The organism is Actinophytocola gossypii, assembly GCF_025165815.1.
GTDB lineage: Bacteria > Actinomycetota > Actinomycetes > Mycobacteriales > Pseudonocardiaceae > Actinophytocola > Actinophytocola gossypii.
In genome coordinates this window covers 199,700-226,320 of sequence record NZ_JAFFZE010000022.1, presented here as the reverse complement: position 1 = coordinate 226,320, position 26,621 = coordinate 199,700, and the positions used below count along the sequence as shown (strand labels likewise).

The 26,621-nt window shown below is 72.5% G+C and carries 21 protein-coding genes; 10 read left to right on the top strand and 11 right to left on the bottom strand.

What is annotated here, in order from left to right:
• Window positions 1-23: 23 nt before the first annotated feature.
• Window positions 24-2,990, bottom strand: coding sequence for a protein kinase domain-containing protein (locus tag JT362_RS35475; RefSeq protein WP_311202760.1), 2,967 nt, complete (start codon window positions 2,988-2,990; stop codon window positions 24-26).
• Window positions 2,991-3,018: 28 nt separating this feature from the next.
• Here JT362_RS35475 and JT362_RS28005 point away from each other — a divergent pair, with 28 nt between their 5' ends.
• Entirely contained in the window at window positions 3,019-3,969 is a 951-nt protein-coding gene (locus JT362_RS28005; RefSeq protein WP_260194808.1) for a pentapeptide repeat-containing protein, read from the top strand.
• A 250-nt stretch (window positions 3,970-4,219) separates the two neighbouring features.
• Here JT362_RS28005 and JT362_RS28000 read toward each other — a convergent pair whose 3' ends face one another.
• The 3 genes from JT362_RS28000 to JT362_RS27990 all read right to left on the bottom strand — a co-directional run bounded on the left by JT362_RS28000 (window position 4,220) and on the right by JT362_RS27990 (window position 8,740).
• Window positions 4,220-4,684 carry a hypothetical protein gene (locus JT362_RS28000; protein WP_260194807.1) on the bottom strand — a complete coding sequence of 155 codons (465 nt, stop codon included), beginning with the start codon at window positions 4,682-4,684 and terminating at the stop codon, window positions 4,220-4,222.
• Between the two features lie 35 nt (window positions 4,685-4,719).
• On the bottom strand, window positions 4,720-5,565 hold the full coding sequence (locus tag JT362_RS27995) for a PhzF family protein (RefSeq protein WP_260194806.1): 846 nt from the start codon (window positions 5,563-5,565) through the stop codon (window positions 4,720-4,722).
• A gap of 259 nt (window positions 5,566-5,824) precedes the next feature.
• The gene (locus JT362_RS27990; RefSeq protein WP_260194805.1) at window positions 5,825-8,740 is read right to left on the bottom strand and encodes an AfsR/SARP family transcriptional regulator; all 2,916 of its coding nucleotides are present in this window, start codon (window positions 8,738-8,740) and stop codon (window positions 5,825-5,827) included.
• 222 nt (window positions 8,741-8,962) lie between these two features.
• On the opposite strand from JT362_RS27990, the gene JT362_RS27985 reads away from it, so the two are divergent.
• Genes JT362_RS27985 through JT362_RS27975 form a run of 3 tightly spaced genes read left to right on the top strand, consistent with a single transcriptional unit; the run spans window position 8,963 to window position 11,426 of the window.
• Window positions 8,963-10,165, top strand: coding sequence for a hypothetical protein (locus JT362_RS27985; protein ID WP_260194804.1), 1,203 nt, complete (start codon window positions 8,963-8,965; stop codon window positions 10,163-10,165).
• Complete coding sequence (locus JT362_RS27980; RefSeq protein ID WP_260194803.1) at window positions 10,162-10,494, top strand: hypothetical protein; 333 nt, start codon at window positions 10,162-10,164, stop codon at window positions 10,492-10,494. Before JT362_RS27985 ends, JT362_RS27980 begins: the two co-directional genes overlap by 4 nt.
• Complete coding sequence (locus JT362_RS27975) at window positions 10,494-11,426, top strand: carbohydrate kinase family protein (protein WP_260194802.1); 933 nt, start codon at window positions 10,494-10,496, stop codon at window positions 11,424-11,426. Before JT362_RS27980 ends, JT362_RS27975 begins: the two co-directional genes overlap by 1 nt.
• Here JT362_RS27975 and JT362_RS27970 read toward each other — a convergent pair.
• Window positions 11,423-13,465 carry a tetratricopeptide repeat protein gene (locus tag JT362_RS27970; RefSeq protein WP_260194801.1) on the bottom strand — a complete coding sequence of 681 codons (2,043 nt, stop codon included), beginning with the start codon at window positions 13,463-13,465 and terminating at the stop codon, window positions 11,423-11,425. The two genes, JT362_RS27975 and JT362_RS27970, sit on opposite strands and share 4 nt — an antisense overlap.
• Window positions 13,466-13,645: 180 nt before the next feature.
• Here JT362_RS27970 and JT362_RS27965 point away from each other — a divergent pair, with 180 nt between their 5' ends.
• Genes JT362_RS27965 through JT362_RS27950 form a run of 4 tightly spaced genes read left to right on the top strand, consistent with a single transcriptional unit; the run spans window position 13,646 to window position 17,544 of the window.
• Window positions 13,646-14,725, top strand: a complete 1,080-nt coding sequence (locus tag JT362_RS27965) for an alpha/beta hydrolase (protein ID WP_260194800.1) — start codon at window positions 13,646-13,648, stop codon at window positions 14,723-14,725.
• 30 nt (window positions 14,726-14,755) lie between these two features.
• Window positions 14,756-15,880 (top strand): Re/Si-specific NAD(P)(+) transhydrogenase subunit alpha, encoded by a 1,125-nt coding sequence (locus JT362_RS27960; RefSeq protein ID WP_260194799.1) that lies wholly within the window; start codon window positions 14,756-14,758, stop codon window positions 15,878-15,880.
• Window positions 15,881-16,177, top strand: coding sequence for an NAD(P) transhydrogenase subunit alpha part 2 (locus tag JT362_RS27955; RefSeq protein WP_260194797.1), 297 nt, complete (start codon window positions 15,881-15,883; stop codon window positions 16,175-16,177).
• Window positions 16,174-17,544 carry an NAD(P)(+) transhydrogenase (Re/Si-specific) subunit beta gene (locus tag JT362_RS27950; protein ID WP_260194795.1) on the top strand — a complete coding sequence of 457 codons (1,371 nt, stop codon included), beginning with the start codon at window positions 16,174-16,176 and terminating at the stop codon, window positions 17,542-17,544. The genes JT362_RS27955 and JT362_RS27950 overlap by 4 nt, the downstream gene beginning before the upstream one ends.
• A gap of 38 nt (window positions 17,545-17,582) precedes the next feature.
• Here JT362_RS27950 and JT362_RS27945 read toward each other — a convergent pair whose 3' ends face one another.
• From JT362_RS27945 to JT362_RS27925, 5 genes are all read right to left on the bottom strand, one after another.
• Window positions 17,583-18,605 carry an SPFH domain-containing protein gene (locus JT362_RS27945; protein ID WP_260194793.1) on the bottom strand — a complete coding sequence of 341 codons (1,023 nt, stop codon included), beginning with the start codon at window positions 18,603-18,605 and terminating at the stop codon, window positions 17,583-17,585.
• A gap of 15 nt (window positions 18,606-18,620) precedes the next feature.
• Window positions 18,621-19,055, bottom strand: a complete 435-nt coding sequence (locus JT362_RS27940) for an NfeD family protein (RefSeq protein WP_260194792.1) — start codon at window positions 19,053-19,055, stop codon at window positions 18,621-18,623.
• Window positions 19,056-19,166: 111 nt separating this feature from the next.
• Entirely contained in the window at window positions 19,167-19,664 is a 498-nt protein-coding gene (locus JT362_RS27935) for an ATP-binding protein (RefSeq protein WP_260194791.1), read from the bottom strand.
• Between the two features lie 25 nt (window positions 19,665-19,689).
• Window positions 19,690-20,118 (bottom strand): STAS domain-containing protein, encoded by a 429-nt coding sequence (locus JT362_RS27930; RefSeq protein ID WP_260194790.1) that lies wholly within the window; start codon window positions 20,116-20,118, stop codon window positions 19,690-19,692.
• A gap of 21 nt (window positions 20,119-20,139) precedes the next feature.
• Window positions 20,140-21,009, bottom strand: coding sequence for an alpha/beta fold hydrolase (locus JT362_RS27925; protein ID WP_260194789.1), 870 nt, complete (start codon window positions 21,007-21,009; stop codon window positions 20,140-20,142).
• Between the two features lie 67 nt (window positions 21,010-21,076).
• Between JT362_RS27925 and JT362_RS27920 the strand changes: the two genes are divergently transcribed.
• The gene (locus tag JT362_RS27920) at window positions 21,077-24,235 is read left to right on the top strand and encodes an ATP-binding protein (protein ID WP_260194788.1); all 3,159 of its coding nucleotides are present in this window, start codon (window positions 21,077-21,079) and stop codon (window positions 24,233-24,235) included.
• Window positions 24,236-24,310: 75 nt separating this feature from the next.
• The gene (locus JT362_RS27915) at window positions 24,311-25,681 is read left to right on the top strand and encodes a glycosyl hydrolase family 18 protein (RefSeq protein ID WP_260194786.1); all 1,371 of its coding nucleotides are present in this window, start codon (window positions 24,311-24,313) and stop codon (window positions 25,679-25,681) included.
• 53 nt (window positions 25,682-25,734) lie between these two features.
• Here the strand turns inward: JT362_RS27915 and JT362_RS27910 are convergent, their stop codons facing one another.
• Complete coding sequence (locus JT362_RS27910) at window positions 25,735-26,544, bottom strand: SAM-dependent methyltransferase (RefSeq protein ID WP_260194785.1); 810 nt, start codon at window positions 26,542-26,544, stop codon at window positions 25,735-25,737.
• Between the last annotated feature and the right edge of the window lie 77 nt (window positions 26,545-26,621).

Below are 26,621 nucleotides of genomic sequence, written 5' to 3'. Positions count from 1 at the left end.
CTCTGGCCGCGCCCCGACCCGCCCTAACCCCGCGCGGACCGCATCTCCGCCACCACCCGCGCGGCGCGTTCCCGCCACTCCGGCACCGCGGCGCCGTCCACGTCGGCCATGATCGCCAGCAGCTCGGCCACCGCGTCCTCGGCGCCACCGTCGTCGCCGAGGACGGTCAGCAGCGACGCGGTGCCCACGTAGGCCCGTGCCCAGTCCTCGACGTACTGGCGCAGCCCGTTGTCGACCAGCGTGCCGAAGCTCTCCGCCGCCACCGCGAACCCGTGCCGCGCCGCCCCGTTGCGGCGCGCGTGCAGTGCCCACATGCCCAGGTGCACCCCGGCCCGCCCGCACAGCGCGTAGCCCTGCTCGGTCGGCAGCGTGCGGGTCAGCCAGCCAAGGCTGCCGAGGATCTCCTCGCCCTGCCGGGACGCCTCCCGCGTCCGCCCCGACCGGGACAACGCCGCCGCCGCCGACAACGCCACCCGCTGCTCGGCGAACCAGCCGTCCAGGTCCTCCGGGCGCAACGCGGCCACCGCGCGCAGCACCGCCAGCTGCGCGTCGAGTCCTCTGGCCACCACCGCGTCCGCGCCCAGCACCGCCCTGGCCTCGCTGATCGCGGCCACCGCGCCGTCCACATCGGACAGCCGGTGGCAGACGTAGCCGTAGGTGGCGCGCAGCCGCGCTGCCGGCACCACCAGGTCGTCCCGCCCGCCGGCGATCAGTCGCCCGTAGTGCGCCAAACCGGCCAACGCGGTCTCCCGCGCCGCCGGGAAGTCACCCAGCTCCAACAGCGCCCCGGCCAGCCGCCGCGTCGAGTCCGCCAGGTCAGCCTCCCCACGCACCCCCGTGGTGACCAGCATCGCCAGCTCCTCCGACGACTGCCGCAGCACCTGCACCGACTCGTCCAGGTGCCCGGCGTCGCCGAGCGCACCGCTCAGGCTCTCCAGCACCAGCACCCGGGTGAACCCCGAATCGTCCGCGTCGGCCAGCAGGTACAGCGCGTGCTGGTAGCGGCCGCACGCCCCAACCGGGTCACCGGCCCGGCGCAGCAGCACCCCGTGCTGGCGGTGTGCCATCGCCGCCAGCGTGCGCCACCGGCTCGACACCTCCGACTCCGGCACCAGCCGCAGCACCGCGTCGAACTGTTCCCGCGCCCCCGCGGTGTCACCGGCCTCCATCAGCGCGGTGCCGTACCGCTCCCGCGCGGTCGCCAGCTCCGCCAGCCGGTCACCCCGCTCGCCGAGGCTCCGCCACAGCTCGACCGCCCGGCCGGCCGCCTCCGCCCCGGCCCGCGCACCGGCCAGCTCTCGCGCCAACGTCGCCTCGTGGTCGAAGACCGTGGCCAGCTCGTCGGCGAGGTCGTCCCGCCCGTCCCGCACCACGGCCGCCGCCAGCATCACCCGCGCCGCCCGGTAGGCGTCCCAGGCCGGTCCCGGCCGGCCAAGGTCCGCGTGCGCCGCGGCGGCCAGCGACCACGCCAGCCCCAGGTCGCCGGCCAACTCGTGCCGGCCGTGCTCGCGCACCAACGGCGCGAACCGGGCGACCGCCGCGAGCGCGTGCGCCAGCACCGCCGCCGGCGGCCGGCGCGCCAGACCCGCGCGGTCCAGCGCGATCCGCCCGGCCAGCACGGGATCGTCCGGCTGGAGACCGGCCAGCAGCCGGTCGGCGAGGTCGGGCGCACCGGCCAGGTCCAACGCCTTGGCCTTGGCCATCACCGACCGCGCCGCGCCCGCCGCGTCACCGGCCCGTTCGTAGGCGGCCAGGGCCTTCGCGTAGAGGTTCGGGTCGCCGAGCGTGCCGGCCTGGGCCAGCAGGGCGGCGCCGAGTACCTCGGGGCGACCGGTCAGCTCCGCGGCCACCGCGACCGCCCGGCCCGGGTCGTCGTGCGGGGCCAGGTCGGTGCGGACGGCGGCCAGCAGGAGCCGGGAGTCCTCGTCGGTGCGGTCGGCGAGCAGGTCGGCGCAGGCCAGCAGGTGCGCCACCCCGGTGCCGGTGTCTCCGTGGCGCAGCGCCGCCCGCCCGGCGTCGGCGCGCAGCCTGGCCCGCGCCCAGACCGTGCCGGCCTGGTCGAGCACCCGCCGGGCGACCGCGAACGCGCGGACCTCCTCCTGCGGGCGTTCGCCCGGCCAGAACACCGTCGCCGTCCTCGGGTCGAGGCCCGCGGTCTCGTAGGCGAACGTCAGCCAGGCCCGCGGATCGCCGGGCTCGCTGTCGAGCACCGACGGGCGCTGCGGTGGCGGCTGGTCGGTGAGCGCGGCCGCGACGTCCCGCAGCGACGCCGGCCGGCGCGTCGGGTCGAACCGCAGGCACTCCCGCAGCACCTCGGCGACCTTCGACGGCATCTCCACCCGCCAGCGCCGCTGCGCCACCAGCTGTTCGAGCACCGCGTCGGCGAGCGCGGCCGACGGCCAGCTCCGCTCCCCGGCGAACATCTCCAGCACGATGACCGCCCAGCTCCACACGTCCGCACCCGGTCCGACCGGCTGGTCCCCGGCCTGCTCCGGCGCCGAGTACGCGCTCTCGGCCGCGGCCGGCGCGATGCCGAACCAGGTGAGGGTGGCCGCGTTCTCCCCGGTGAACAGCACCGCGTCCGGGGTAAGGCCGAGGTGCGGCACGCCCATCGCGTGCGCGGCGTCGAGCCCCCACGCGATCTCGGCCGCGACCCGCGGCACGGTCGCCGTGGGGTCGTCGCCGGCGTAGAGGCTCCCGTCGCCGATCCGGGCGGCGAGCGAGCCACCGGGTGCGTGGTCGGTGAGCACGAACAGCTCGTCGCCGGTGGCCCGGACGAACCGGCAGGCGGTGAGGTGCGGGTGCGCGGGCAGCGCGGCCCAGCGCCGGAGCTCGGTCAGCAGCCGCCGCTGCGCCACCAGGTCACCGGCGGGGATCCGGGTGACGCCGTACCGCTCGCCGTCGCGCACGAGCGTCACCCGGCCGAGGTCCCGCTCGACGGTGAACTCGCCCAGTACGGTCGCTCCCTGTCGCCACCCGATCGCACTCACCTCATGACCGCTACCCTCGGACGGAGGTATGAACAACAAGCGCGCGGACAGACACCAGGTGCTGTCCACCACCACGATCGCGGTCTGGGCGGGCGGCCTGCTCGCCCTCGCCGCGGTCGTCGTCACCGTGTTGTGGACCGTACTCGGCTCCGGGCAGACGCGGGACACCGTGCGGCTGGACGTGATCCGCACGGCCGCGAGCATCGTGGTCGGCACCGGCGGCGCGGCGGCGTTGCTGCTGGCGGCGCGGCGGCAGCGGGTCACCGAGATCGACGTGCGGCAGCGCGACCTGGACGCCACCGAGCGCCGGGTGACCGAGCTGTACGGCAGGGCGGCCGACCAGCTCGGCAGCGACAAGGCCCCGGTCCGGCTGGCCGGCCTGTACGGGCTGGAACGGCTGGCGCAGGAGAACCCTGCGCACCGGCAGACGATCGTCGACCTGTTCTGCGCGTACCTGCGGATGCCGGCCCGACCGCTGCCGCGCCGGGGTGACGAGGAGGCCGAGGTCCGCGGCGCGGCGCAGGACATCCTCGCCCGGCACCTGCGGCCGGGCGACCGGTTCTGGCCGGACACCGACCTCAACCTCACCGGCGCGACCCTGACCGGCCTGGTGCTGACCCACTGCGAACTGCGCTCGATCCGGTGCGCCGGCACCACGTTCATCGGCCCCACGACGTTCCGCGGCACGGCCGTCGCGGAGACCGCGGACTTCCGCGACGCCCGGTTCGTCGGTTTGGCCGACTTCCGCCGCGTCGACTTCGGCGCCGAGCCGAAACCGTTCCGTGGCAGCGTGTTCGAGGGCGAGGTCGACTTCGGCACGACGACGTCGGTGTCGCTGGCCGGAGCCCGCACCCGGACGGCCCGCGGCCTGAGACGGAAGTGGCCGGCCGGCTGGGTGGAACGCGAGGTAGCGGAACGGCAACGATCCTGGGCAACCCTGGAACCGGTGGGGGATCAACGGAATCATACGGGGGATTGAGGAGGTGACCAGCATGTTCGGAACCAGGATCTGTGCAAGCCCCGCCGCCCGCACCGTGTCGGATGCCCGGACCGGTACCGGCGGTCACCGCCCGGCTTGGTGGTCGCGGCGGTGCCGCTGACTTCCAGTTCGGCCGATCGGACCCGGTGTGGACGAGGGGAACCGGGACGGCGGTCGGGCGAGCGCCCGAACGGCTTGGTGGCGGAACGGAAACTCATCTCCCGAACCGCGAACCCGGTGACCGTTTTCCTTACGAGGCACCCCCACCGTGGGTGAGTGCCTCCTCGATGTCGCCGCCCAGCTCCGGGCGGAGGCTCTCCATGTACTCCCGTGACCGACCGGACAGCACCCACCGCTCGCCGACCAGGTAGACCCCGCCGTACAGCAGTCCCGAGTCCAGCCAGTCCCGCTGCCCCTCGACGCTGTCGAAGTCGAGGAACACGATCGTGTCACCATCCTTGACACACGCGGCGTGACGAAAGTCGTCCGCCCGCCCCTGCAGCCGAGCGGTGCACCCGACGGTGTCCGCGAGCTCCCGCCAGGTATGAAACTCCGACGGCATCGAGTTCGTGGTGCGCGGCGCGGCCGCCCCGTGCCCACCCTCCTCGTGCGACCCGTACCCCTCCGCGGCCCGCAGCTCCTCCTCGGTCAGCTCCGCGGCGCACCCCGCGAGCACCATCGACACCACGGCAAGGCACGAGGCGAGTAGTCGCATCACACCAGCAGGTACGGACCCGAGTCGTGCCAGGTTCACCGAGCGGCGAGAAACTCCCCGCGCGCCACGACGACCGCCGACCCCGCCACCTCGATCCGCTCCACCGCGGAGTCCGACCCGACGACCCGCGCGTACATCGTCGACGCCCGCCCGATCTCGACGCCCTGCCCGATCTCCACCCGAGTCCCGTACGGCACGAGCCCGCACCGAGCGAGATGCAACGCGAGCGGCCCCGCCGCCGAGCCCGTAGCCGGATCCTCGGCGACCCCGTAAGCGGGAGCGAACATCCGCAACCGCCAGGAGGCACCGTCCCCCGCGAAACAGTTCGCCCCGATGTCCTCCAGCTCGCCAAGCGCCCCCAGATCCGGCCGCAACGCCGAGAGCGCGTCGACATCCGGCATCCCCACGTAGACATGCCGAGGCCCGTTCCGATAGGCGATCACGGGCGTCGTGGACTTCCCGACCCCGAGCGCCGCCAGCAGCTGTTCGGCGTGCGGGTAAGGCTCCCAGGTCGGGATCGGCTGGCGCATCGTCGCCTCCCGAATGACGCCACCGTGCCCACGCTCGAACCGGACCGGCACCGGCCCCTTCCCGGTCTCCAGGACCATCTCGTCCGAGCCGGAGCCCGCCCCCAGCACGATCGCCGTCCCCAAGGTCGGATGCCCCGCGAACGGCAGCTCGGTCACCGGGGTGAAGATCCGGATCCGAGCATCCCCACCCCGCTCCGCCCGAAGGACGAACGTCGTCTCGGACAAGTTCATCTCCCGCGCGATGCGCTGCATCCGCTCACCGGGGATGTCGTCGGCGTCCAGGAACACCGCGACCGGATTGCCCCGAAGCGCCTCATCGGCGAACACATCGGCGATGACGTAGGAAATCACTCCGGCACACTACCGGCCCACGCGCACTCTCAGTTGGACGCTCCACACGATCGGGTGACCCCTGTGCCCAAACCTGTGGCCCTCGGGCATCATGATCCCCGATCATGTCGCTCGGCGGCAGAACTGGTCGCCAGGATCCCTTATTGGACACGAAAGCAGGTTTACGCGCCGCATGTGGACCGTCGTCTGTGCCAAGGCCGGCATGTACTTCGCGGAGTGGTTTGAGATGACCGGGATCGTCCCGTAGCCCCGGTCGCCACTACTCAGGCTTCATTAGGTGGTTGGATCGGGTGACACGCGATCGGGTCATGGCCGGTTCGGTCGAGCGTGGGGCAGGTACTGACGGGCTGTGCCACCGTAAGCGCTCCCTGGCGTTCGAAGCGCGCTCGTCGTCAATGCCGTCGAGCAACTCCGTGACCTGTGCCCACGTCGTCCGGGCCTGGTCCTCCTCACCGGCCGCAGCTTGGGCCTCGGTGAGCACGGACAGCGCCGTCGCCTGCCCCGAGACGTTGCCCATCTCGGCGTAGGTCCGTGCCGCTTCCGACGCGTGCGCTGTGGCCTCTGCACGCTCGCCGAGCCTCAGCCGGGCTTCGGCGAGCGTGCACAGCACCTCGGCGGCGCTGTCGCGGTCGCCGGTCCGGTCGTGGAGATCCAGCGCGTGTTGCCCGAAGGCGACGGCGTCCCGTGGCTGGTCCCGGTCGAGGTACAGCCGCGCCAAACGGTTCAACACCTCGCCCTGGCGCCGCTGGTCACCGAGCTTCTCGTGGATTCGCCAGGCTCGCTGGTAGTGCGAGTCCGCCTCGTCGAACTGGTCCAGCCGACGAAATGCCTCGCCGAGCCTGCTGTACACGTTCGCGATCGCCCACTCCTGGTCGGCCGCACTGAACAGGTGCAGCGCCCGGCGGTACCACGCGATGGCGTCGGCCGGGTCACCGAGCTCCAGATGCGTCGTGCCGATGTTGTGCAAGCTGACCGCCTCGCCATAGGTCTCACCCACGGCGTGAAATGCGTGGTATGCCTGCTTGAAGTAGCGGCCGGCCCGCACCGCGTCCTGCAGCTTCTGGTGGATGTAACCGACGTTGTTCAGGCAGCCGGCCTCCGCCACCCGCTGACCGACGATCGCCGCCGACTCGGCTCCCCGCTGGTGCACCCCGAGCATCTCGTGCAGGTCGCCCTGGGTGTTGACCAGGTTCAAGCAGGCCGCCAGGCGCCAGACGTGTTCGTGGTGCCCTTGTTCGCCGGCGCGCTGCACCAGTGACACCATGGTCTTCCGTTCGAGAGTGAACCACGCGCGGGCGTCGTCGCGGTCGACGAACTCGCGTGCGGTCACCGGCTCCACCCCGGTCAGTTCCGGGACGTCGTGCGGATCGGAGGTGAGGAACGGCCTCGCGTTCCTGGCGGAACACACGTACCAGGTCAGTAGCCGCAGCATGGAGGCTTCGCGGTCGGCTGCCGGCTCGTCCTCGTCCGCGCTGTCGGCCGCGAACTGGTGCAACAGGTCGTGAATCCGGAACCGTCCCGCACCCTCCTGCTCCACCAGGTGCGCGCTGACCAGCCCGTCCAACAGGTCGTCGACATCGGGTCGCCGCACCGCGCTCACCGCTCCGGCCGCCGCCACCGAGAAACGCGCGGGCAACAGACCGATCAACCTGAACAGCCTGGCCTGCGCGGCGGGGAGTGCTCGGTAGGACAGCGCGTAGGTGGACCGGAGAGTGGTGTCGTCGCCGTGTGAGCCGATGTCGAGCAGCCGTCGGGTCTGGCGCAGTTCGTCGGCCAGGTCGCCGATCGGCACCGCGGGCCGAGACGCCGCGTACTGCCCGGCGATACACACCGCCATCGGCAGCCGGTCGCACAGCGCGACGAACTCGGCCACTGCGGCCGGCTCGTCGGCTGTCCTCGGGCCGACGTGGGCCGCCAGCAGGCCGGCCGCCTCGTTCGTGCTGAGTTCCGGCACGGTGAACCGCTCGGCCCCGTCCCGAACGGCGTTCCCGGTCAGTCGCTGACGACTGGTGATCACGGTAGGGCAGTTCGCGACGGCGGCCAGGACGGGACGGACGTGCGAGCTGTTCCGCACGTTGTCGATGACGACGAGCACACGCCGGCCGACGAGCCGCTGACGCAGCAGCGCCGCTCGGTCCTCGGTGGTGGGTGGCACGTCGGCGGCCGGAACGTCGAGCATGTCGAGGAAGCCCGCGATCGCCGTCCCCGGCTCGACCGGGCCGGTGGTGGAGTAGCCGCCGAGGTCGGCGTGCAGGACCCCGTCCGGAAAGAGGTGCTGCCGGCTGTGGGCCCAGTGCTTGACGAGGGTGGTCTTGCCGACGCCGGGCTGACCGTCGAGTGCCACCAGCGTCGTGGGAGGCTCGGGCCCGGTCAGCAGCGCGTCGAGTTGCCCGATCAGGTGCTCGCGGCCGATGAAGTGCGGCGTCGCCCTGGGCGGTCTCGGAGCAGGCGCGGGGTGCGTCCTGGTCTCGCCTCGCCCGGTGACTTCCTGGTACGTCGCCATGAGATCCGCACCGGGGACAGTGCCGTGCTCGTCCTGTAATCGCTGGCAGTAGTCGCGGAAGAAGGGCCGCACCTCCTGCGCTCGATTCGCGGCCGCCAGCGCGCGCATCAAGAGCATTGCCGGCTGGTCCTCGAGCGGGTAGTCGTCCAGCAACGACGACAGAGCGCCGAGAACGAAGTCATGGTCGGCGAGCCGCAGCTTCGCCTCGAGCAGCGCGCACTGAGCTGGCAGCAGGTTCCGTATCCTGAGCGATTCCTGCTGCCGACGAGCCCAGGTCGTGCTGAGGTCGGCGATCAGCGGACCGCGCCACAGGCGCACCGCGGCATCGAACAGATCGGCCGCCGCGGCGTGATCTCCCCGACCGGCCGCTCGGTGTCCGTCGCGGACCGTGGCCTCGAAGCGGTGGAAGTCCACTGCGGATGGATCGATGCGCAGGCGGTACCCGCCGTGCTCTCTGCTCACCTCGGCGAGCCCGTGCAGCTCGAGCGTCCGGCACAACCGCGACTTGTAGGACTGAAGGGTCGCGATCCGATCCGTCGGTCCGTCGTCATCCCACAGCGCCTCGGCCAGGACGCTCAGCGCGACCGGCTCGTTGCACCGGTACGCCAGTATCCCGAGCAGGCTACGGATCTTCGTGGGACCGACCGTCGCGCGTGCTCCGTGCACGGTCATCTGCACGGACCCCAGAATTTGCAGCTGCACCCTACGCCCCCACACAGTTTCGGCGTATTTCCCCTAGCAGAGTCGGCCCGAAGAAACATCAAATTAAGTGATGTCACGCGCTGATATTCAACTGTTACTCCTTCGTGTGCCGAGTGAAAGTGATCTGAAAGTCGGTTGTCCGTGCGGTGCCGCAAGCTCCCTCCCGTCATGTCGTATGGGAGAGGGAGTGATATGACCGAACAGGAATGGAAGCCGGTGCCCATAGGGCTCGACGCGCCCGGGTACGTCTCCCGCGTCGGGAGCAAGAAGGTGCTCGTTGCCGTGCACTCACTGGTGGCCGGTCAGCGGTTGTTGGACGTGGTCGACCTGATCGAGTCCGACCCGAGAGTGCAACTGGTCTACAGCCAGGCGCCAGCCGTGTTCAGCGGCGGTGTCGGGGACTATCTGAAATCGTTGGGCGCGATGCGGATTCCCTGGGCGCAGGCAACTCGGGAGCGGTTCGATCTGGCGCTCGCGGCGGCACACGCCGACAATGATCGAATTCACGCGCCGCTAATGGTTTTCCCGCACGGCGCGTCCTTCGGAAAGCGGGCGGGCGGGAGCGCCGGCCCGGTTTACGGGCTTGACGCCGGACGACTCACCCGCGACGGCCGGGTGCTGCCGTCCTCGCTGGTGCTGTCCCACGACTCGCAGCTCGAACTGCTCGAACGGCAGTGCCCGCCGGCCCTCGACGTCGCGCTCGTCGCGGGCGACCCCTGCTTCGACCGGATGCTCGCCAGCACCCGCAAGCGTGCCGAGTACCGCGCGGCACTGGGCGTCGGGCCGGAACGGCGGCTCGTGCTGGTCACCTCCACCTGGGGCCCGCACTCGCTGTTCAGCCGGTTCGAGCGCTACCTGCCGACCCTGCTCCGCCAGCTCGACCCGGCGCGCTACCGGGTGGCGATGATGATGCACCCCGGCGTCTGGTTCGGGCACGGGCTGCGGCAGGTGCGGTCCTGGCTCGGCTCGGCGCGTACCGGCGGCATGCTGCTGGTCGAGCCGGACGAGGACTGGCGCGGTTTCGCGATCGCCGCCGACTACGTGATCGGCGACCAGGGCTCGACCACCGTCTACGCGGCCGCGCTCGGCAAGCCGGTGCTGTGCACGGACCTGCCGATCGAGTCGCTCAACCCGGACTCGCCGCAGACACTGCTCGGCACCGCGCCCCGGCTCGTCCGGTCCCAGCCGATCGAGCCGCAGTTGCTCGCCGCGGCGCAGTGGCGGGCGACGGTCGCGCGGGACGCGTTCGCGCGGCTGGTCACGTCGCGGCCGGGGCAGTCGCACCGGCTGCTGCGACAGGAGATGTACCGGCTGCTCGGCATCACCGCGCGCGGCCGGCACCGCGCCGTGGAGCCGGTGCCGGTCCCGGTCGCGGGGGAGAGGCGGTGGCGATGAGACAGCGGGACGTCGCCCGCGCGGCCGTGGTCGCGGTCGTGGACGTCGACGGCCGGGAGTGGGCGCAGGCGGCCGACATTCTGATCGCCCGGCACCGGACCGGCTGGTTCGCGCGGCGCTGGCTCTCGGTCGCGCGCCGGCGCTACCCGGGGTGCGTCGTCGTGGTGAGCAGGCAGCGCGCCGGCCGCTGGTGCCTGGTCGGCCTGCCGGACGGGGTCCGCGTCCGGCTCGTTCGCGGTCGCCCGTGGTCGGCGGAGGACGCCGTCCGCCTCGGCCGGAGCGTCTACGGCGCCTGGCTTGGTCCACAGTGGAACAGGAGGGACCGCTGATGACCGCCGTCGCGGTGGCCGGTGTGGTCAATGTCCGGTTGGCGCACGCGGTGGAGGCCTTCCCGGTGCCGTTCGCCTCCGGGCAGCACCGGCCGAACGGGCTCAGCGTGCGGTTGTCCGGCACGGGCTGGACCGGGGCGACCACGCTGCGCGCGCTGGGGGCCTCGGTCACGTTCGCCACCTACGTCGGCTCCGACCCGCTCGGGATCCTCGCCATGCACGGGCTCCGGGAGCGCGGCTGGTACGGGCCGGCCACGCAGGTGTGCGCCGAGCAGCCGAGGTCGCTGGTGCTCTACGACCGGGACGGCACCCGGGCCGGTACCACCGACCTGCGCTCCCTTCCGGCGCTGCGCTACCCGCCGGAGCTGTTCGGCGCGCTGCTGGACGAGGCCGGGTGCGAGGTGGCGCTGGTGAACAGCACCGCGTTCACCCGGTCCCTGGTGGAGGTCGCCGCCGGCCGCGGCGTGCCGATCGCGACCGACCTGCACCTCAACACCGACGTCGACAACCCGCACAAGCGCGACTGGTTCAGCGCGGCGACGATCCTCGCCTGCTCGCACGAGCGGCTGCCGGACGGCCCACTGGCGTGGGTCGACGGGCTGTGGCGCCGGTTCGCGACGCCGGTGGCCCTGGTCGGGTGCGGTAGCGGCGGGGCGGTGGTCGCGGTGCGTCACGACCGGTCGGTGTGGCAGGTCGACGCGGCCACGCCGCGGGGTGTCCGGTACACCAACGGCGCCGGCGACACGCTGCTGGCGGTGTTCGTGCACCGATACCACGAAATCGGCGACCCCGTGCTCGCCGCGCGGTACGCGGTGCTCGGCGCCGGCTGGAAGGTCGGCGGGCATCCGGACGAGGAGTTCGGCCTCTCCGCGGCCGGGCTCGCCGCGCTGGCGGACACGCACGGGTTGCCTGCCGTGCACCGGTTGCGTTAGTCCTCGCGCTCCGGGCCGGCGACCCGCCCGTGCAGGTCGTCGGCCTGGAGCCGGTGCTCCCGCGCGCGCTCGTGCTCACCTCGCGCGGTGTGCAGTTCGGCGAGCAGCGCGTGGGCGCGGCCGAGATGGTAGGCCGAGCCGAGCGAGGAGAGGACCGGGAGCGCGTCGGTGAGCAGCGCCAGGGCGGCCCCGTGGTCGCCCCGGCGCAGCTGCGCGTCGGCGAGCCCGACCACGGCCTGGACCGCGTTGTACTCGTCGGGCGGGTCCAGCGCCAGCAGCAGGGCCCTGGCCTGGTCGAGGTGGGACACCGCCTCGCCGGGCAGGTCCTGCTCAACGAGCGTCGCGCCCAACTCGATCAGCGCGAGGGCAAGGCTTCGCCGTAGGCCGAGGCCGCGGAGGATCTCCGCCACCTCCTCCAGCGCCGTCGCGGCCAGGTGGTGCTCCCCGCGCCGGCTGTGCAGCCGGGCCAGGCTCTTCATCGCGTGCGCGGTCTCGCGGCGGTCACCGGTCTCCCTGGCCCGCAGGAGGAGGGTGTCGATCTGCGTGCGGGCTCGCGGAAGCTCGTCGAGGTGGACCAGTACCCGGGCGAGGCGGCGGCGCATTCCCGCCTCCGCGCGGGTGTCGCCCATCGCCGCGGCGGCGTCCATGGCCAGCTCGTGAACCTCGGCGGCTACCCGGTAGTGGCGGTGCAGGTAGAACAGCGGCTGCATGGCCTGGCCGAGCGCATGGGTCAGGGCGTGCTGGTCGGTCTCGGCGGACAGGCGTACCGCGGCGGCGAGGTCGTGCCGGTGTCGTTCGAGCCAGTCGAGGGCGCCGGCGTACTGGTCCAGGCCGTCGGGCAGTTCGTACCGACTCGTCGTGTCCGGCAGCGTCATCGGTGGTCGGGCGGGCATCACCGTGCGCCCGGCCGCGTGGGCGGCGTGCAGGTACCACTCCAGCGAGCGTCGGGCGACCGCCAGCCGCTCGTCGAGATCGAGTCGTTCGTCGGCCTCCACCCTGGCGTGTGCGCGCACCAGGTCGTGACAGCGGTAGTGCCCGTCGTCGACCTCGTCGAGCAGGCTCGCGTCGACCAGCTCGTCGAGGGCCTGACGGGCCCGGTGCTGGCCCATCCGGCAGGCGGCGGCGGTCAGCTCGGTGCACACGAGCGACCCCGGCTGCACCCCGATCGCCAGGTAGGCGGCCATGGCGTCCGCCGGCAGCGCGCGGACGGACAGCTCGAAGGTGGCCCGGACGGACAGGTCTTCCTCCACGGACAGGTCCAATCGTCGGCGTTCGCTGCGCAGCTCGTCGACCAGCCGCGCGGTCGACCGGTGCGGCCGCAGCACCAGCTGGGCGGCCACCACGGACAACGCGAGCGGGAAGCCCGCGCAGAGCGAGACGAGCGTGCGGGTCGGCCGGTGCTCGGTCGCCACCCGCTCGGGGCCGACCTGCCGCTCCAGCAGCTCGATGGCGCCCGCCTCGTCGAGCGGGTCGACCGGCACCACGACCGCGCCCTCGGTGAGCAGCCCGGCGAGCGGCCGCCGGGTGGTGACCACGACCAGGCTGTCCGCCGAGGCCGGCAGCAGCACCTTGACCTGAGCCGCGGACACGGCGTCCTCGAGCAGCACGGCCACCGCCCGCCCGTCGGTCACCGACCGGTACAGCGCGGCCCGTTCGTCCAGGCTCGACGGCACCCGGTCCGGCGCGACCCCGAGCGCGCGGAGGAACCCGCCCAACACGTCCTCGACGGCGACCGGTCGCCCCGCCGAGGAGGCCAGACCCGCGTACAGCTCGCCGTCACTGAATCGCCGACGCACCCGTTCCAGCCAGTTCAGGGCGAGGGCGGACTTCCCGATCCCGCCGGGACCACGCAACACGGCGATCCCGGGCGTTCTTCCCCGCCCCGCGTTGACCACGGAGTCCAAACGCGACAGTTCGGGAAGCCGGTTGACGAAATGCACGGGCGGCGCGGGAAGCTGCCGGGGAACGAGTAATCGCTCGCCGCCCGGTCTGGGCCCGGTCTCGTCCACGCGTTCCCCCAATCCCACGGTTCCACGCACCGTGACGCCACCTCCCACGTTAGGTGATCCCTGCAGGTCGTGCCGGTGCCCCGTGGGCACAGGTCGGAAATGTGACGGTTTCGCGGCCTGCGTCGTCCGCGACAGCTACCGACCAAAGTCGAACCCGGCGCCGACCGCCGGCCGATGTCCCCTGTCCGGTGCCGGCGCCATGCTGAGCCCATGCCCATCCCGCTCGGATACCTGGTCACCGTCGGTGTCGTCGCCACGGCCACCTACTGCGCGCTGGTGGCGCCGACCCGGCCGCGGTTCCTCTGGCCGCTGACGTTCCGGCTCGGGCTGCTGGCCGGTGAGCTGCCGTTCCTGGTCGGGTACCTGCTCGCGGCCTCGACCGCGCTCGCGTTCGCCGAGGGCGACATCGCCGGCCCCGCCGGCTGGGCGGGTGCCGCCGTCGCGGTGGTGACGGTGCTCGGGCTCGCCGAGGTGGTTCGCCGGTCGCTCGCGTCCGGCACCCGTGGCCTGCCGTGGGCGCGCATCCTGTTCGCCCCGTTCGCCGTCCGCCGGCGTGGCGTGACCCGCGCGGCGAACCTCCGCTACGGCCCGCACGGTCGCCGCAACCTGCTCGACGTCTACCGCCCGGCGCGCCCGACCGGGCCGACGCTCGTCCACTTCCACGGTGGCGGCTACTTCAGCGGCCGGAAGAACCGCGAGGCCAGGGCGCTGCTGTACCACCTCGCCGCCCAGGGTTGGGTCTGCGTGAGCGCCAACTACCGCCTGCGGCCGGGGACCACGTTCCCCGGTCACCTGGTCGACGCGAAGCAGGCCATCGCCTGGGTCCGGGAGCAGGGGATCGCCAAGGGCCCGGTGGTCGTCGCCGGCAGCTCCGCCGGTGGCCACCTGGCGACCCTGTGCGCCCTGACCGCCGACGATCCGCGCTACCAGCCCGGCTTCGAACGGGCCGACACGTCCGTCGCCGCGGCCGTGTCCCTGTACGGGTACCACGGCCGCTACTACGGGGACGTCGAGGACTCCTCCCCGCTGGACCACCTCCGTCCCGACGCGCCGCCGATCCTCCTGGCGCACGGGGACCGGGACGCCCTCGTGCCGGTGGCCGACGCCCGCGACCTCGCCGCCCGGCTCCGGGCGACCTCGGCGAACCGCGTCGACTACCTGGAGCTTCCCGGCGCGCACCACTGCTTCGACCTGTTCCTCACCTACCACCTCGCCACCCTGATCCCCCGGATCGAGGAATTCCTGCGCGACACCGTCCCGGCGGCCGAGCCGCGAAATGTGAAAGCGTGACATTTCGCCGGCAGCGGTTATGGTGATTCGGTGAAGATCGCCGTGGTCGGCGAGACCCGACCGGGCGAGCGGCGGGTCGCGCTCGTACCCGGTCTGGTGTCCCGCCTCATCGAAGTTGGCCTTCAGGTCGCGGTCGAGCCGGGTGCCGGTGCGGCCGCGGGGATCACCGACGACGACTACCGCGACGCCGGCGCCGAGGTCGACGCCGGCGCGCTCGCCGGGGCCGGGGTGGCGCTGTCCGTCCAGCCGCTGGCCGCCCGGCAGGTGCGGGATCTCGCGCCGAACGCGGTGACCATCTCCTTCCTGCCCGTCGCGCAGGAGCTCGAGCTGGTCCGGGCGCTGCGCGACGCCGGGCACACCGCACTGGCGATGGAACTGGTGCCGCGCATCTCCCGCGCGCAGTCGATGGACGCCCTGTCCTCGCAGGCGTTCGTCGCCGGGTACCGGGCCGTGCTGGTCGCGGCCGAGCGGCTGCCCCGGTTCTTCCCGCTGTCCATGACCGCCTCCGGCACGATCCCGCCGGCCCGGGTGCTGGTGCTCGGCGCGGGTGTCGCGGGACTGCAGGCGATCGCGACCGCGCGGCGGCTCGGCGCGGTCGTGCGGGCCTACGACGTGCGGGCCGCGTCCGCCGAGGAGGTGCGCAGTCTGGGCGCGGAGTTCGTCGAGCTGGAGCTGCCGACGCTGGAGGGCGCCGGCGGCTACGCCAGGGAGATGACCGAGGAACGCTCCCGGATGCAGCGCGAGCTGCTCGCCCCGCACGTCGCCGACGCGGACGTGCTGATCACCACCGCCGCGGTGCCAGGGCGGGCGGCGCCGATGCTGGTCACCTCGGACATGGTGGCGGCGATGCGGCCGGGCTCGGTCGTGGTGGACCTCGCGGCGGAGTCGGGCGGCAACGTCGAGGGCGCCAAGCCGGGCGAGGAGGTCACGATCGGCGAGGTCTCGGTGTGGGGTGGGCAGAACGTGCCGAGCCAGCTCGCCGCGCAGGCCAGCCAGCTCTACGCCACCAACGTGGTGAACCTGTTGCTGCTCATGCACTCCGACGGCACGGTCACGCCGGACTTCGACGACGAGATCGTCGCCGGCGCCTGCGTCACGCACGCCGGTGAGGTCCGGCACGCCCCCACCCGCGAGCTGCTCGGAGAGGAGTCCTAAGTGGACGGAATCGCGCTGCTCACCATCTTCGTGCTGGCCGTGTTCGTCGGCTACGAGGTCATCTCCAAAGTGTCCACGACCCTGCACACGCCGCTGATGTCCGGTTCCAACGCGATCAGCGGCATCGTCCTGGTCGGCACGATCGCGGTCGCCGCGCACACCGAGTCGACCGCGCTGTTCGTACTGGAGCTGATCGCGATCATGCTCGCCACGATCAACCTGGTCGGCGGGTTCGTGGTGACCGACCGGATGCTGCAGATGTTCCGCTCCCGCAAGGAGAAGGAGCCCCGCGCGTGAACGAGGACTGGACCGCGCTGCTGTACCTGGTCGCCGCCGTCTGCTTCATCATCGCCCTCAAGGGCCTGTCCTCGCCGAAGCGGGCCAGGCTGGGCAACGTGATCGGCGCCGCCGGTGCGCTCGTCGCGGTGCTCGTGGTGTTCGCCGCCGAGCGGCCCGACCGGCTGGTGTGGATCCTGCTGGCCATCGCGGTCGGCGGCGGCATCGGACTCATCGCCGCGCGGCGGGTCGCGATGACCGCGATGCCGCAGATGGTGGCCCTGTTCAACGGGGTCGGCGGCGCGGCGGGCGCGCTGGTCGCGCTGCTGGAGCTGGCCGAGGGCACCGGCGGCGGACTCGCGCACCTCGGGGTGCTGGCGTTCACCGTCCTCATCGGATCGGTCACCTTCTCCGGCTCGGTGCTCACCTTCGCCAAACTGCAGGAGATCGTCACCGGCCGGCCGATGATCTTCCCGGGAATGCGCTGGGTGGCGATCGCGGTGGTCGCCGGGTCGCTCGGCACCGGGATCTGGGTGGCCGTCGGCTCGTCGGTGCTCGGCGCCGTCCTGCTGGCAGTGCTGACGCTCGGGCTCGGGCTGCTGCTCGTGCTCCCGGTCGGCGGCGCGGACGTGCCGATCGTGATCTCGCTGCTCAACGCGTTCAGCGGGATCACCGTCGCGGCCAGCGGCTACGTGCTGTCCAACACGCTGCTGATCGTCGCCGGCACGCTGGTCGGCGCGTCCGGCACGCTGCTGACCAAGATGATGGCCGACGCCATGGGCCGGTCGCTGGTGAACATCATGTTCGGCGCGTTCGCCGGTGGGTCGACGCTGGGCAGCACCACCGAGTCCGACCGCCCGGTGCGCTCGGCCGGCGCGGCGGACATCGCGATCCTGCTCGGCTACGCCCGCCGGGTGATCGTGGCGCCCGGCTACGGGCTCGCGGTCGCGCAGGCCCAACACACCCTGCGCGACCTCGCCGACGAGCTGGAGCGCCGAGGGATCGAGGTGTCCTACGCCATCCACCCGGTCGCCGGCCGGATGCCCGGGCACATGAACGTGCTGCTCGCCGAGGCCGACGTGCCCTACGACAAGCTCAAGGAGATGGCGCAGGTCAACCCCGAGTTCCGCACCGCGGACGTGGCGCTCGTGGTGGGCGCCAACGACGTGGTCAACCCGGCCGCCCACGCCTCGCCCGGCTCGCCGATCTACGGCATGCCGATCCTCGACGTCGAGCACGCCGGCCAGGTCGTGTTCCTCAAGCGCTCCATGCGCCCTGGCTTCGCCGGCATCGAGAACGAGCTGCTGTTCGACCCGAAGACGACCCTGCTGTTCGGCGACGCCAAGGACTCCCTCGGCAAGCTCGTCGCCGCGGTCAAAGGGCTCTGAACGACCCTCTTGGGACGTTCAGAGCCCCCAAGGGTCGTTCAGAGCTTTCCCGGACCGGGGCGTTGGGCCTCGGCGGCGTCGGCGACCGCCTCGGCGGCGGCTTCGGCGGCCTTCGCCGCGTCGTCGGCCGCCGGTGAGCTGGTCTCCACGACCGGCTCCGGCTCGCGGGTGGCCGGCGACTGGGGGAGCGCGTCGGTGAAGGCCTTCGAGACGCTGCCGAGGGCCGCGGTCAGCTCGCTCGGCACGACGAAGAACGTGTTGTTCGGCCCGTTCGCGAGCTGCGGGAGCGTCTGCAGGTACTGGTAGGCGAGCAGCTTGGGGTCCGGGTCGTTGCGGTGCACGGCCTGGAACACCGCGTCGATCGCCTTCGCCTCGCCCTCCGCCTTGAGGATCTGCGCGGACCGGTTGCCCTCGGCGCGCAGCACGGCCGACTGCTTGTCGCCCTCGGCGGTGAGGATCTGGGACTGGCGCTGGCCCTCCGCGGCCAGGATCGCGGCACGCTTGTCCCGCTCGGCGCGCATCTGCTTCTCCATCGCGTCCTTGATCGTCTTCGGCGGGTCGATCGCCTTGATCTCGACGCGGTTCACCCGGATGCCCCACTTGCCGGTCGCCTCGTCGAGCACGCCGCGCAGCTGGCTGTTGATCGTGTCGCGGGAGGTGAGCGTGCTCTCCAGGTCCATCGAGCCGACGACGTTGCGCAGCGTGGTCACGGTGAGCTGCTCGACCGCCTGCAGGTAGCTCGCGATCTCGTAGGCGGCCGCGCGCGGGTCGGTGACCTGGAAGTACAGCACCGTGTCGATCTCCACGACCAGGTTGTCCTCGGTGATCACCGGCTGCGGGCGGAACGAGACCACCTGTTCGCGCAGGTCGATCGGCGAGTAGACCCGGTCGATGTACGGGATGACGAAGTTCAGCCCCGGCTGGAGGGTGCGGTTGTACCGGCCGAGCCGCTCCACGTTGCGCGCCCGCGCCTGCGGCACGATCCGGATCGCGCGCACGATCGTGAAGACGACCAGCAGCGCGATCAGCAGGGTCGCGATCAGCAGTGGCGAGATGTCCATGTTCTCTCCCAGGTGTCATTCATGCGGAAAGACGTACGCCGTCGTCCCGCTGATGCGCATGACGTCCACCGCCGCACCGACGGGGATGGCCTCGGCGTCCTCGAACGCCGGTCGTGCCGTCCACTCCTCGCCGTCGATGCGCACCAACCCGTCGCGGTCGGTCACCTCGCGCAGTACGAAGGCCCGCTTGCCGACCAACGCGTCGACGCCGAACTGTTCCACCTGCGGGGTGCGCATGTGCCGCAGCGCGATCGGCCGGACCAGGACCACCCCGGCGGCGGCCGCGACGGTGAACGTGAGCAGTTGGATCGGCAGCGGCAGGCCGAGGGCGGCGAGCGCGGCGGGGATGAGCGCGGCGGCGCCGAGCACCCCGAGCGCGGCGGTCAGCGTGAAGACCTCCACCACGCCGGCGGCGACCGCGATCACGAGCCAGATGAGCCACACTTCCATCGCGGCACCCCCTGGTCAATCGTTCCGGCGCGGCCCGTTCTCTGCCGACCAGACTTCCCGGCGCCCCACGTCAAGGCTACCACGCGGTGTCGTTGAATCCATTGTGGACGATCAGGTCAGTGGTGGTGGGACCGACCGGCTGCGCAGGACGACGGTGGTGCCGTCGTCGGTCCGGTCGACGGTGACCTCCTCGACGCAGGCACGCATGATCGTGACCCCGTGCCCCCGGCTGGAGCCGGCACTGGAGTGGGCGTCGGCCGGGGCCCGCCAGCTGCCCCGGTCCCGCACGGTCAGCTCGACGTGCCGGGCGCCGTCGGACTCCGTCACCACCCGGCCGTGCACCTCGACCGGCTGGGCCGAGTCGTCCCTGGTCGGCGCGGTCAGCCCGTGACCGTGCTCGATGCTGTTGCTGACCGCCTCGTTCAGCGCGAGCACGAGGTCGTCGACGTGCGCGGGGGACCAGCGGTGCGCGGTGAGCCACCGTCGCAGCCGGTCGCGGGCGATCGATGGGGAGACCCAGTCGACGTCGAGCACGAGCTGCAGGGTCGCCTCGGCCGCCCGCGACCGGTCGTGTTCCAGCCGCCTGTCCTGGTCTGAGCTCGGAGGCACTGTCCTATTGTCCCAGTTCTGCCGGCTACCGCAGATCGCCCGCGGCGAGGGCGTCGGAGACGGTGTTGAACAACGCGAGAACCTGGTCCAGCCCGACGATCTCGATCGGCCGGATCACCGGCCTGGTGTGGTCCACCACGATCCGCAGCTGGTCCAGGTCGTGCTCGCGGGCCGCGACCAGCGCGCTCTCGTGCAGCGTGCGGAGCCCGGACGAGCCGAGGAACACCACTCGGCTCAGGTCGACGACGAGCAGCCGCCCGCCGAGCCGGTTGAACGCCGAGGCGAGGGCGGTCCCGAGCCGGGGCGCGGTCAGCCCGTCGACATCGCCCTCGACGGTGAGCACGACCGCGTCGTCCCGGTCGGTCGATCGGACGGAGAGGAGCTGCTCGCGGTCCGGTCTCGCCGCGAGGTACTCGCCGCCGTCCGGGGTCCGCTCGTCACTAGCGGGCTTCACGAGACCGCACAGTACCCCTCGTCACCGCGTGGTCATGCCACGAAGGGCGCGCACCACGTCCGCGGGCGCCTCCTCGGCCATGAAGTGCCCGCACGACACCGTCTCGTGCACCAGGTCGGGAGCCCACGCCCGCCACCGCGCCGCCGCGTCGTAGCCCAGCGCCGCACCCCAGTCCTGCTGGAGCACGGTGACCGGCATCCGCAGTGTCGAGCCCGCGTCCCGGTCGGCGGTGTCGTGCTCGACGTCGACGGTCGCCGACGCGCGATAGTCGGCGACGATCGAGGTGACCGCGTTCCGCGACGCCCGCAGGTACTCGGCGCGCACGTCGCCCGGGATCGCGTCCGGCCGCTGGCTCCAGAGGTCGAGGAAGTGCCCGAAGAACACGTCCGGAGCGGCGTCGATCATCCGCTCCGGCAGCCCGGGCGGCTGCGCCATCAGATAGAGGTGGAACCCCACCGCGGCGCTCGTGCCGTGCAGAACGTCCCACATGTCGAGGGTGGGCAGCACGTCGAGCGCGGCGAGGTGGGTGACGCGCTCGGGATGGTCGAGCCCGGCACGGACGGCGACGAGCGCGCCCCGGTCGTGTCCGGCGAGCGCGAACCGCTCGTGCCCGAGCGCGCGGGCCACCGCAACGACGTCCGCGGCCATCGTCCGCTTGGCGTAGGTGTCGCCCGTGTCAGCGGGCTTGTCACTGGCTCCGTAGCCGCGCAGGTCGGGGCAGATCACGGTGTGGTCGGCGGCGAGGTCGGCGGCGACGTGCCGCCACATCAGGTGGGTCTGCGGAAAGCCGTGCAGGAGCACGATCGGGTCACCCGCGCCGCCGACGGCCACGGACAGTGCGACGTCGTCCGCGACGGGAACCCGCTGGTAGTCGAATCCGGTGAGCTGCATGGCACCAGCGTGCGAGCCGCCGGTCAGCGCCCGGTCAGTACCGGGTCAGCGGGATAGGGTGCGCACGGTGTCCGTTCGGTTCGGGGTGCTCGGCCCGCTGATCGCCGAGAACGAGCACGGGCCGATCGACCTCCGCGGCCCGCGGCACCGCGCGGTGCTGGCGCGCCTGCTGGTCGCCCGCGGCCGGGTGGTGCCGGTGACCCGGCTGGTCGACGACCTGTGGGAGGTGCCGCCGGACGGCGCGGTCGGCGCGCTGCGGACGTTCGTGTCGACGTTGCGCCGGGCACTGGAGCCGCACCGCCCACCACGCGGGCCCGCGCGCGTCCTGGTGACGTCCGGCCCCGGCTACGCCCTGCACGTGCCGGACGTCTCCGACGTGGACGCCTGGCGGTTCGAGACGACGGTGGCCACCCGACCACCCGTGCTGGCGCGCCTAGAGGAGGCCCTGGACCTGTGGCGCGGCCCCGCGTACGGGGAGTTCGGCGACCGGCCGTGGGCCCGCGCGGAGGCCACCCGCCTGGACGAGCTGCGGCTGCTCGCCCTGGAACGCCGAGCCCAGGCGCTACTGGACGACGGCCGCCCGGCGGAGGCGGTACCCGACCTGGAGACACACGTCACGGCACACCCGTGGCGCGAGGACGCCTGGCGCCTGCTCGCGCTGGCCCTGTACCGAGCGGGACGCCAGGGCGACGCGCTCGGCGCGCTCCGCCGGGCCCGCGCGGTACTCGCCACCGACCTGGGCGTCGACCCCGGCCCAGCCCTCCGGCAGCTGGAGTCGGACGTGCTGGCGCAGGCCCCGCACCTGGCGGCGCCAGTGACCGCCGAACCCGAGCGTCCGGCGGAGCCCGCGCACCCGCCGGAACTCGCGCACCCATCGGAGCCCGCGCGTCCGGCCGACCCCGAGCGCTCGCCCGATTCCGCCGACCCGGCACGCTTCGCCCACCAGACGCGGCCGGACAAGCCCGCGCATTCGCCCACACCCCTCGTCGGCCGGGGCGTCGAACTCGCCCGGCTCGACGAGGCCGCGTCCGCCGTCCTCGCCGGAAAGAGGCTGGGGCTCGTGCTCGTCTCGGGGGACGCCGGTGCGGGCAAGACCGCGCTGGCCGAGGCCTTCGCCAAGCGGTCAGCCGCCCACGGCTGGACCGTGGCGTGGGGCGCCAACCCGGAGGACGAGGGCCTGCCCGCCGCCTGGCCGTGGACCCGGATCCTGACCGCCCTCGACGGCCCCGCCGCACCCACCGCCGGCAGCGACCCCGTCGCCGCCCGGTTCGGCTGGCACCGGGCCGTCGTCGCGCACCTCGGCGAGGTCGCGAACCGCGCGCCTCTCCTGCTCGTACTCGACGACCTGCACCACGCGGGTGAGGAGACCCTCGCGCTGCTCGCCTCCGTGGTCACCGAACCCGTCCGGGCCCCCGCCCTCCTGCTGGCGACCCACCGCACCACCGACCCGCCACCCGCCCTGGTCACGTTGCTCGGCCGCGCGGCCCGCGCCGAACCGGTCCGGATCCACCTCGGCGGGTTGCCCCCGAACGCCGTCTCCGACCTCGTCCAGGCCGTCACCGGCCGCCACGTCGACGACGCGACCGCCACCGCGATCCACCGGCGCAGCGGCGGCAACCCGTTCTTCGTCCGGGAACTCGCCCGCCTGGCGGACACCGACCTGGACGCCGTCCCGCCCGGCGTCCGCGACGTCGTCCGCCACCGGATCGCGGCACTGCCCGAACCGGTCCGGGACGCCGTCCGGCAGGCCGCCGTGATCGGCACCGGCGTCGACCTCGACGTGCTCACCGCCCTGCACGGGCCGGACGCCCTCGACGCGCTCGAAACCGCGACCCGCCAGGGCTTCCTGGTCGAGCAGGCCCCCGGCCGGTTCCGGTTCGCGCACGACCTGGTCCGTGACACCGTCTACCACGACCTGTCCCGCTCCCGCCGCGCCCGCTGGCACGCCGCCGTCGCCGAGACCATCGAAGCGCTGCGTCCCGGCGACGTCGACGCCCTGGCCCACCACCACCTCCTCGCCCACAGCCCACACGCCGCCCGGTACGCCCGCGCCGCCGCCGAGCGGGCCGAGCACCGGTACGCCCCGCACGAGGCCGCCCGGCTGTGGCGGGCCGCGCTGGACCACGCCGGACCCGACACCGCCGAACGGCTGGCGATCGTCATGGGCCTCGTCCGCGCGCTGGCCGTGACCGGCGCGCTCGACCAGGCCCGCCGGTACCGCGCCGAGGCCCTCGACCTGGCCGACACCCTGGACGACCCGTCCCGGACGGCCGCGGTGCTCGCCGCGTTCGACGTCCCCGCGATCTGGACCGCCAACGACGACCCCGCGCTGGCCGCCCGGGTCGTCGCGGTCACCGAACGCACCCTGGCCCAGCTCCCGCCCACCGCCGTAGCCGAACGCAGCCGCCTGCTCGCCACCCTCGCGCTGGAGTCGCGCAACACCGGCGGCGCCCGCGCCCGCGCCGCCGCCCGCGAGGCCGAGGCCCTGGCCAGGGAACTCGGCGACCCCGCCGTGCTCGCGTTCGCCCTGAACGCCAGGTTCATCCAGTCGTTCGAGCGCGCCGGCCTCGCACCGCGCCGGGCCGCGATCGGCACCGAGCTGGTCGACCTGGCCCGCCGGCACCACCTGGTGACCTTCGAGGTGTTGGGGCACCTGATCCTCGTCCAGGCACACGCCGCGCTGGCCGATCTTCCAACCGCCGACCACCACGCCCGGGCCGCGGACCGGCTGGGGGAGGACCACGACCTGCCCGTGGTGAGCGTGTTCACCCAGTGGTACCGGGCCATGCGCACGTCCCTGACCGGCGACCCGGCCGAGGCCGAGACCGCCTACCGCGCCGCCGCCGCGCGCCTGGCCGGCACCGGAATGTCCGGTGTGGACGACGGGATCCTCGAGCTTGCCCTGCTCTGCCACCGCCTCCGCCACGACCTGCCCGTCGGCGAACCCGCGAGCTTCGGCGGCTACGAACCGTGGTGCCGCCCGCTGGTGCGACCCGAGGACACCGGACCGATCCCGGACTCGCCCCGCGACCTGCTCTTCGAGGCCCGCACCTGCCTGCACGCGCTGGTCGCCATCCGGCGCGGCGACCGCGCGGCGATGGAACGCTGCCGGGCCGACCTGCTCCCCGCGGCCGGCGAACTGGCCGGAGCCGGCAGCGGGCTGGTCACCCTGCACCCGGTCGCGCACTACCTGGCTGAGCTGGACGCCGCCCTCGAACGAGACTGACCCTTGCGGTCAGATAGGTCTAGACCAAATAATCAGAGGATCTCCACCTTCGCCCCCTGCCCCGGAAGGTGATCCATGAAGAGAACACGCACGGTCCTCGGCAGACTCGCCGCCGCCGCGGTCGCGGTGGTCACCGTCGTCACCGGACTGACCGTGACCAGCACGTCCGCCGCCGCCACGGTGCTGCCCAACGGCTTCCGCAGCGTCGGCTACATGCCGTCCTGGTCCGGCGACGTCAACGCGATCCAGTACGACAAGCTCACCCACATCAACTACGCCTTCGCGCTGCCCAACCCGAACGGCACGCTGCAGGGCATCCCGAACCCCGGCAAGCTGTCGTCCCTGGTGAACCTCGGGCACGGCAACGGGGTCAAGGTCTCGCTGGCCATCGGCGGCTGGAACAACGGCGACGACTCGGCGTTCGAAGCGCTCGCGGCCAACGCCGGCAGCCGAGGCACGTTCGTGAACAGCGTTGTCGGCGTCGTCGAGCAGTACAACCTGGACGGTGTCGACATCGACTGGGAGTACCCGGATCCCGGTGCCTCAGCGGACAACTTCACCGCGCTGATGCGGCAGCTCAGCGACGCCATGCACAGCCGGGGCAAGCTGCTCACCGCGGCCGTGGTCTCCGGCGGCAACACCGCGAACGGCGTGCAGCCGGCGGTGTTCGGCATGGTCGACTTCCTCAACATCATGGCCTACGACGGCGGCAGCCCGCACGCCAACTACGACTGGGCGATCGCGTCGGCGAACTTCTGGAAGTCGCGCGGACTCCCGGCCGACAAGACCGTGCTCGGCGTGCCGTTCTACAGCCGCCCGAACTACTACACCTACGCGCAACTGGTCGCCATGGACCCGGCCAACGCCAACCGCGACTGCGTCAGCGTCGGCGGCGCCCAGCAGTGCTACAACGGCATCCCGACGATCAAGCGCAAGACCGAGTGGGCGATGGCCAACGCCGGCGGCATCATGAACTGGGAGCTGTCCCAGGACACCACCGGCAGCACGTCCCTGGTCAGCGCGATCTACGAGGTCGCGACCGGCGGCAGCACGCCGCCGACCGGCGACACCGGCCCGATCACCGGCATCGGCGGCAAGTGCGTCGACGTGGCGGCCGCGAACACCGCGGACGGCACGCCGATCCAGCTGTGGACGTGCAACGGCACCGACGCGCAGCGCTGGACGGTGGGTTCCGACGGCACCATCCGCGCGCTCGGCAAGTGCATGGACGTCACCAGCGCCGGCACGGCCAACGGTACGAAGATCCAGCTGTGGCACTGCAACGGCACCGGCGCGCAGGTCTGGCAGGCCCAGTCGAACGGCACCCTGCGCAATCCCGCGTCCGGCCGCTGCCTCGACGCCACCGGCCCCAGCTCGGCCGACGGCACCCGGCTGCAGATCTGGGACTGCGCCGTCAGCACCAACCAGGTGTGGCACCTGCCCTGAGTGAAGTGCCCTGAAGGTGACCGTCGAGACGCCCAGCGTCCCGAAGGTCACCTTCATGGCTTTCGGGCCACGCCGGCGTAGAGGGCGTCCAGGGCGGCGTCGTCGGGGAGCTGGCCGCCGCGTTCGGGGCGCCAGGCGGACGTGGTGGTCAGGCCAGGTTCGACGAGTTCGAAGTCGCCGAACAGCTCCAGCACCTCGGACCGGGACCGCAGGCGGATGTTGTTCTGCGTCCGGGTCATCTGCTGCCGCAGCTGCTCGCCCTTGATCGCCTCCAGGTCGTCGGTCAGGTGCGTGATCGCGAGCAGGCTGCCGGACGGCACGGCGTCCCGGTACGCGGCGAACATGCCCAGCGGGTCCTGGTCGTCGAGGATGTAGTGCCCGAGGGTGACCGCGAGCAGCCCGACCGGCTGGTCGAGGTCGAGCAGCTCGTTGATCAGCGGGTCCTGCAGCACCAGACCCGGCAGGGTGACGTCCGCGTGCAGCATGGCCGCGTTCTCGTTGCCCTCGAGGATCAGCTGGCTGTGCGCGACCGCCACGTACTCGTTGTCGACGTACAGCACGCGGGACGACGGGTCGACCGCCTGCGCGATCTCGTGCACGTTGCCGACGGTCGGGATGCCGGAGCCGAGGTCGAGGAACTGCCGGATCCCGTTGTTCAGCATGAACAACACGGCGCGCCGCAGGAACGACCGGTTCAGGATGGCGATCCGCTTGACCTCGGGCTGGAACTCCATGATCCGCTCGACGATCTCGCGGTCGACCTCGAAGTTGTGGTTGCCGCCGAGGAGGTAGTCGTACATCCTCGCCGCGCTCGGCTTCGTGAGGTCGACCGAGGTGGGAATCCAGTTCGTCTGCTGCGACACCGCGACACCATCTCCCTTGTGCACTTGTGCCGCGCAAGCCTAGTCAGCTGAACACCGGTCAAGAAACCCGAGAAATC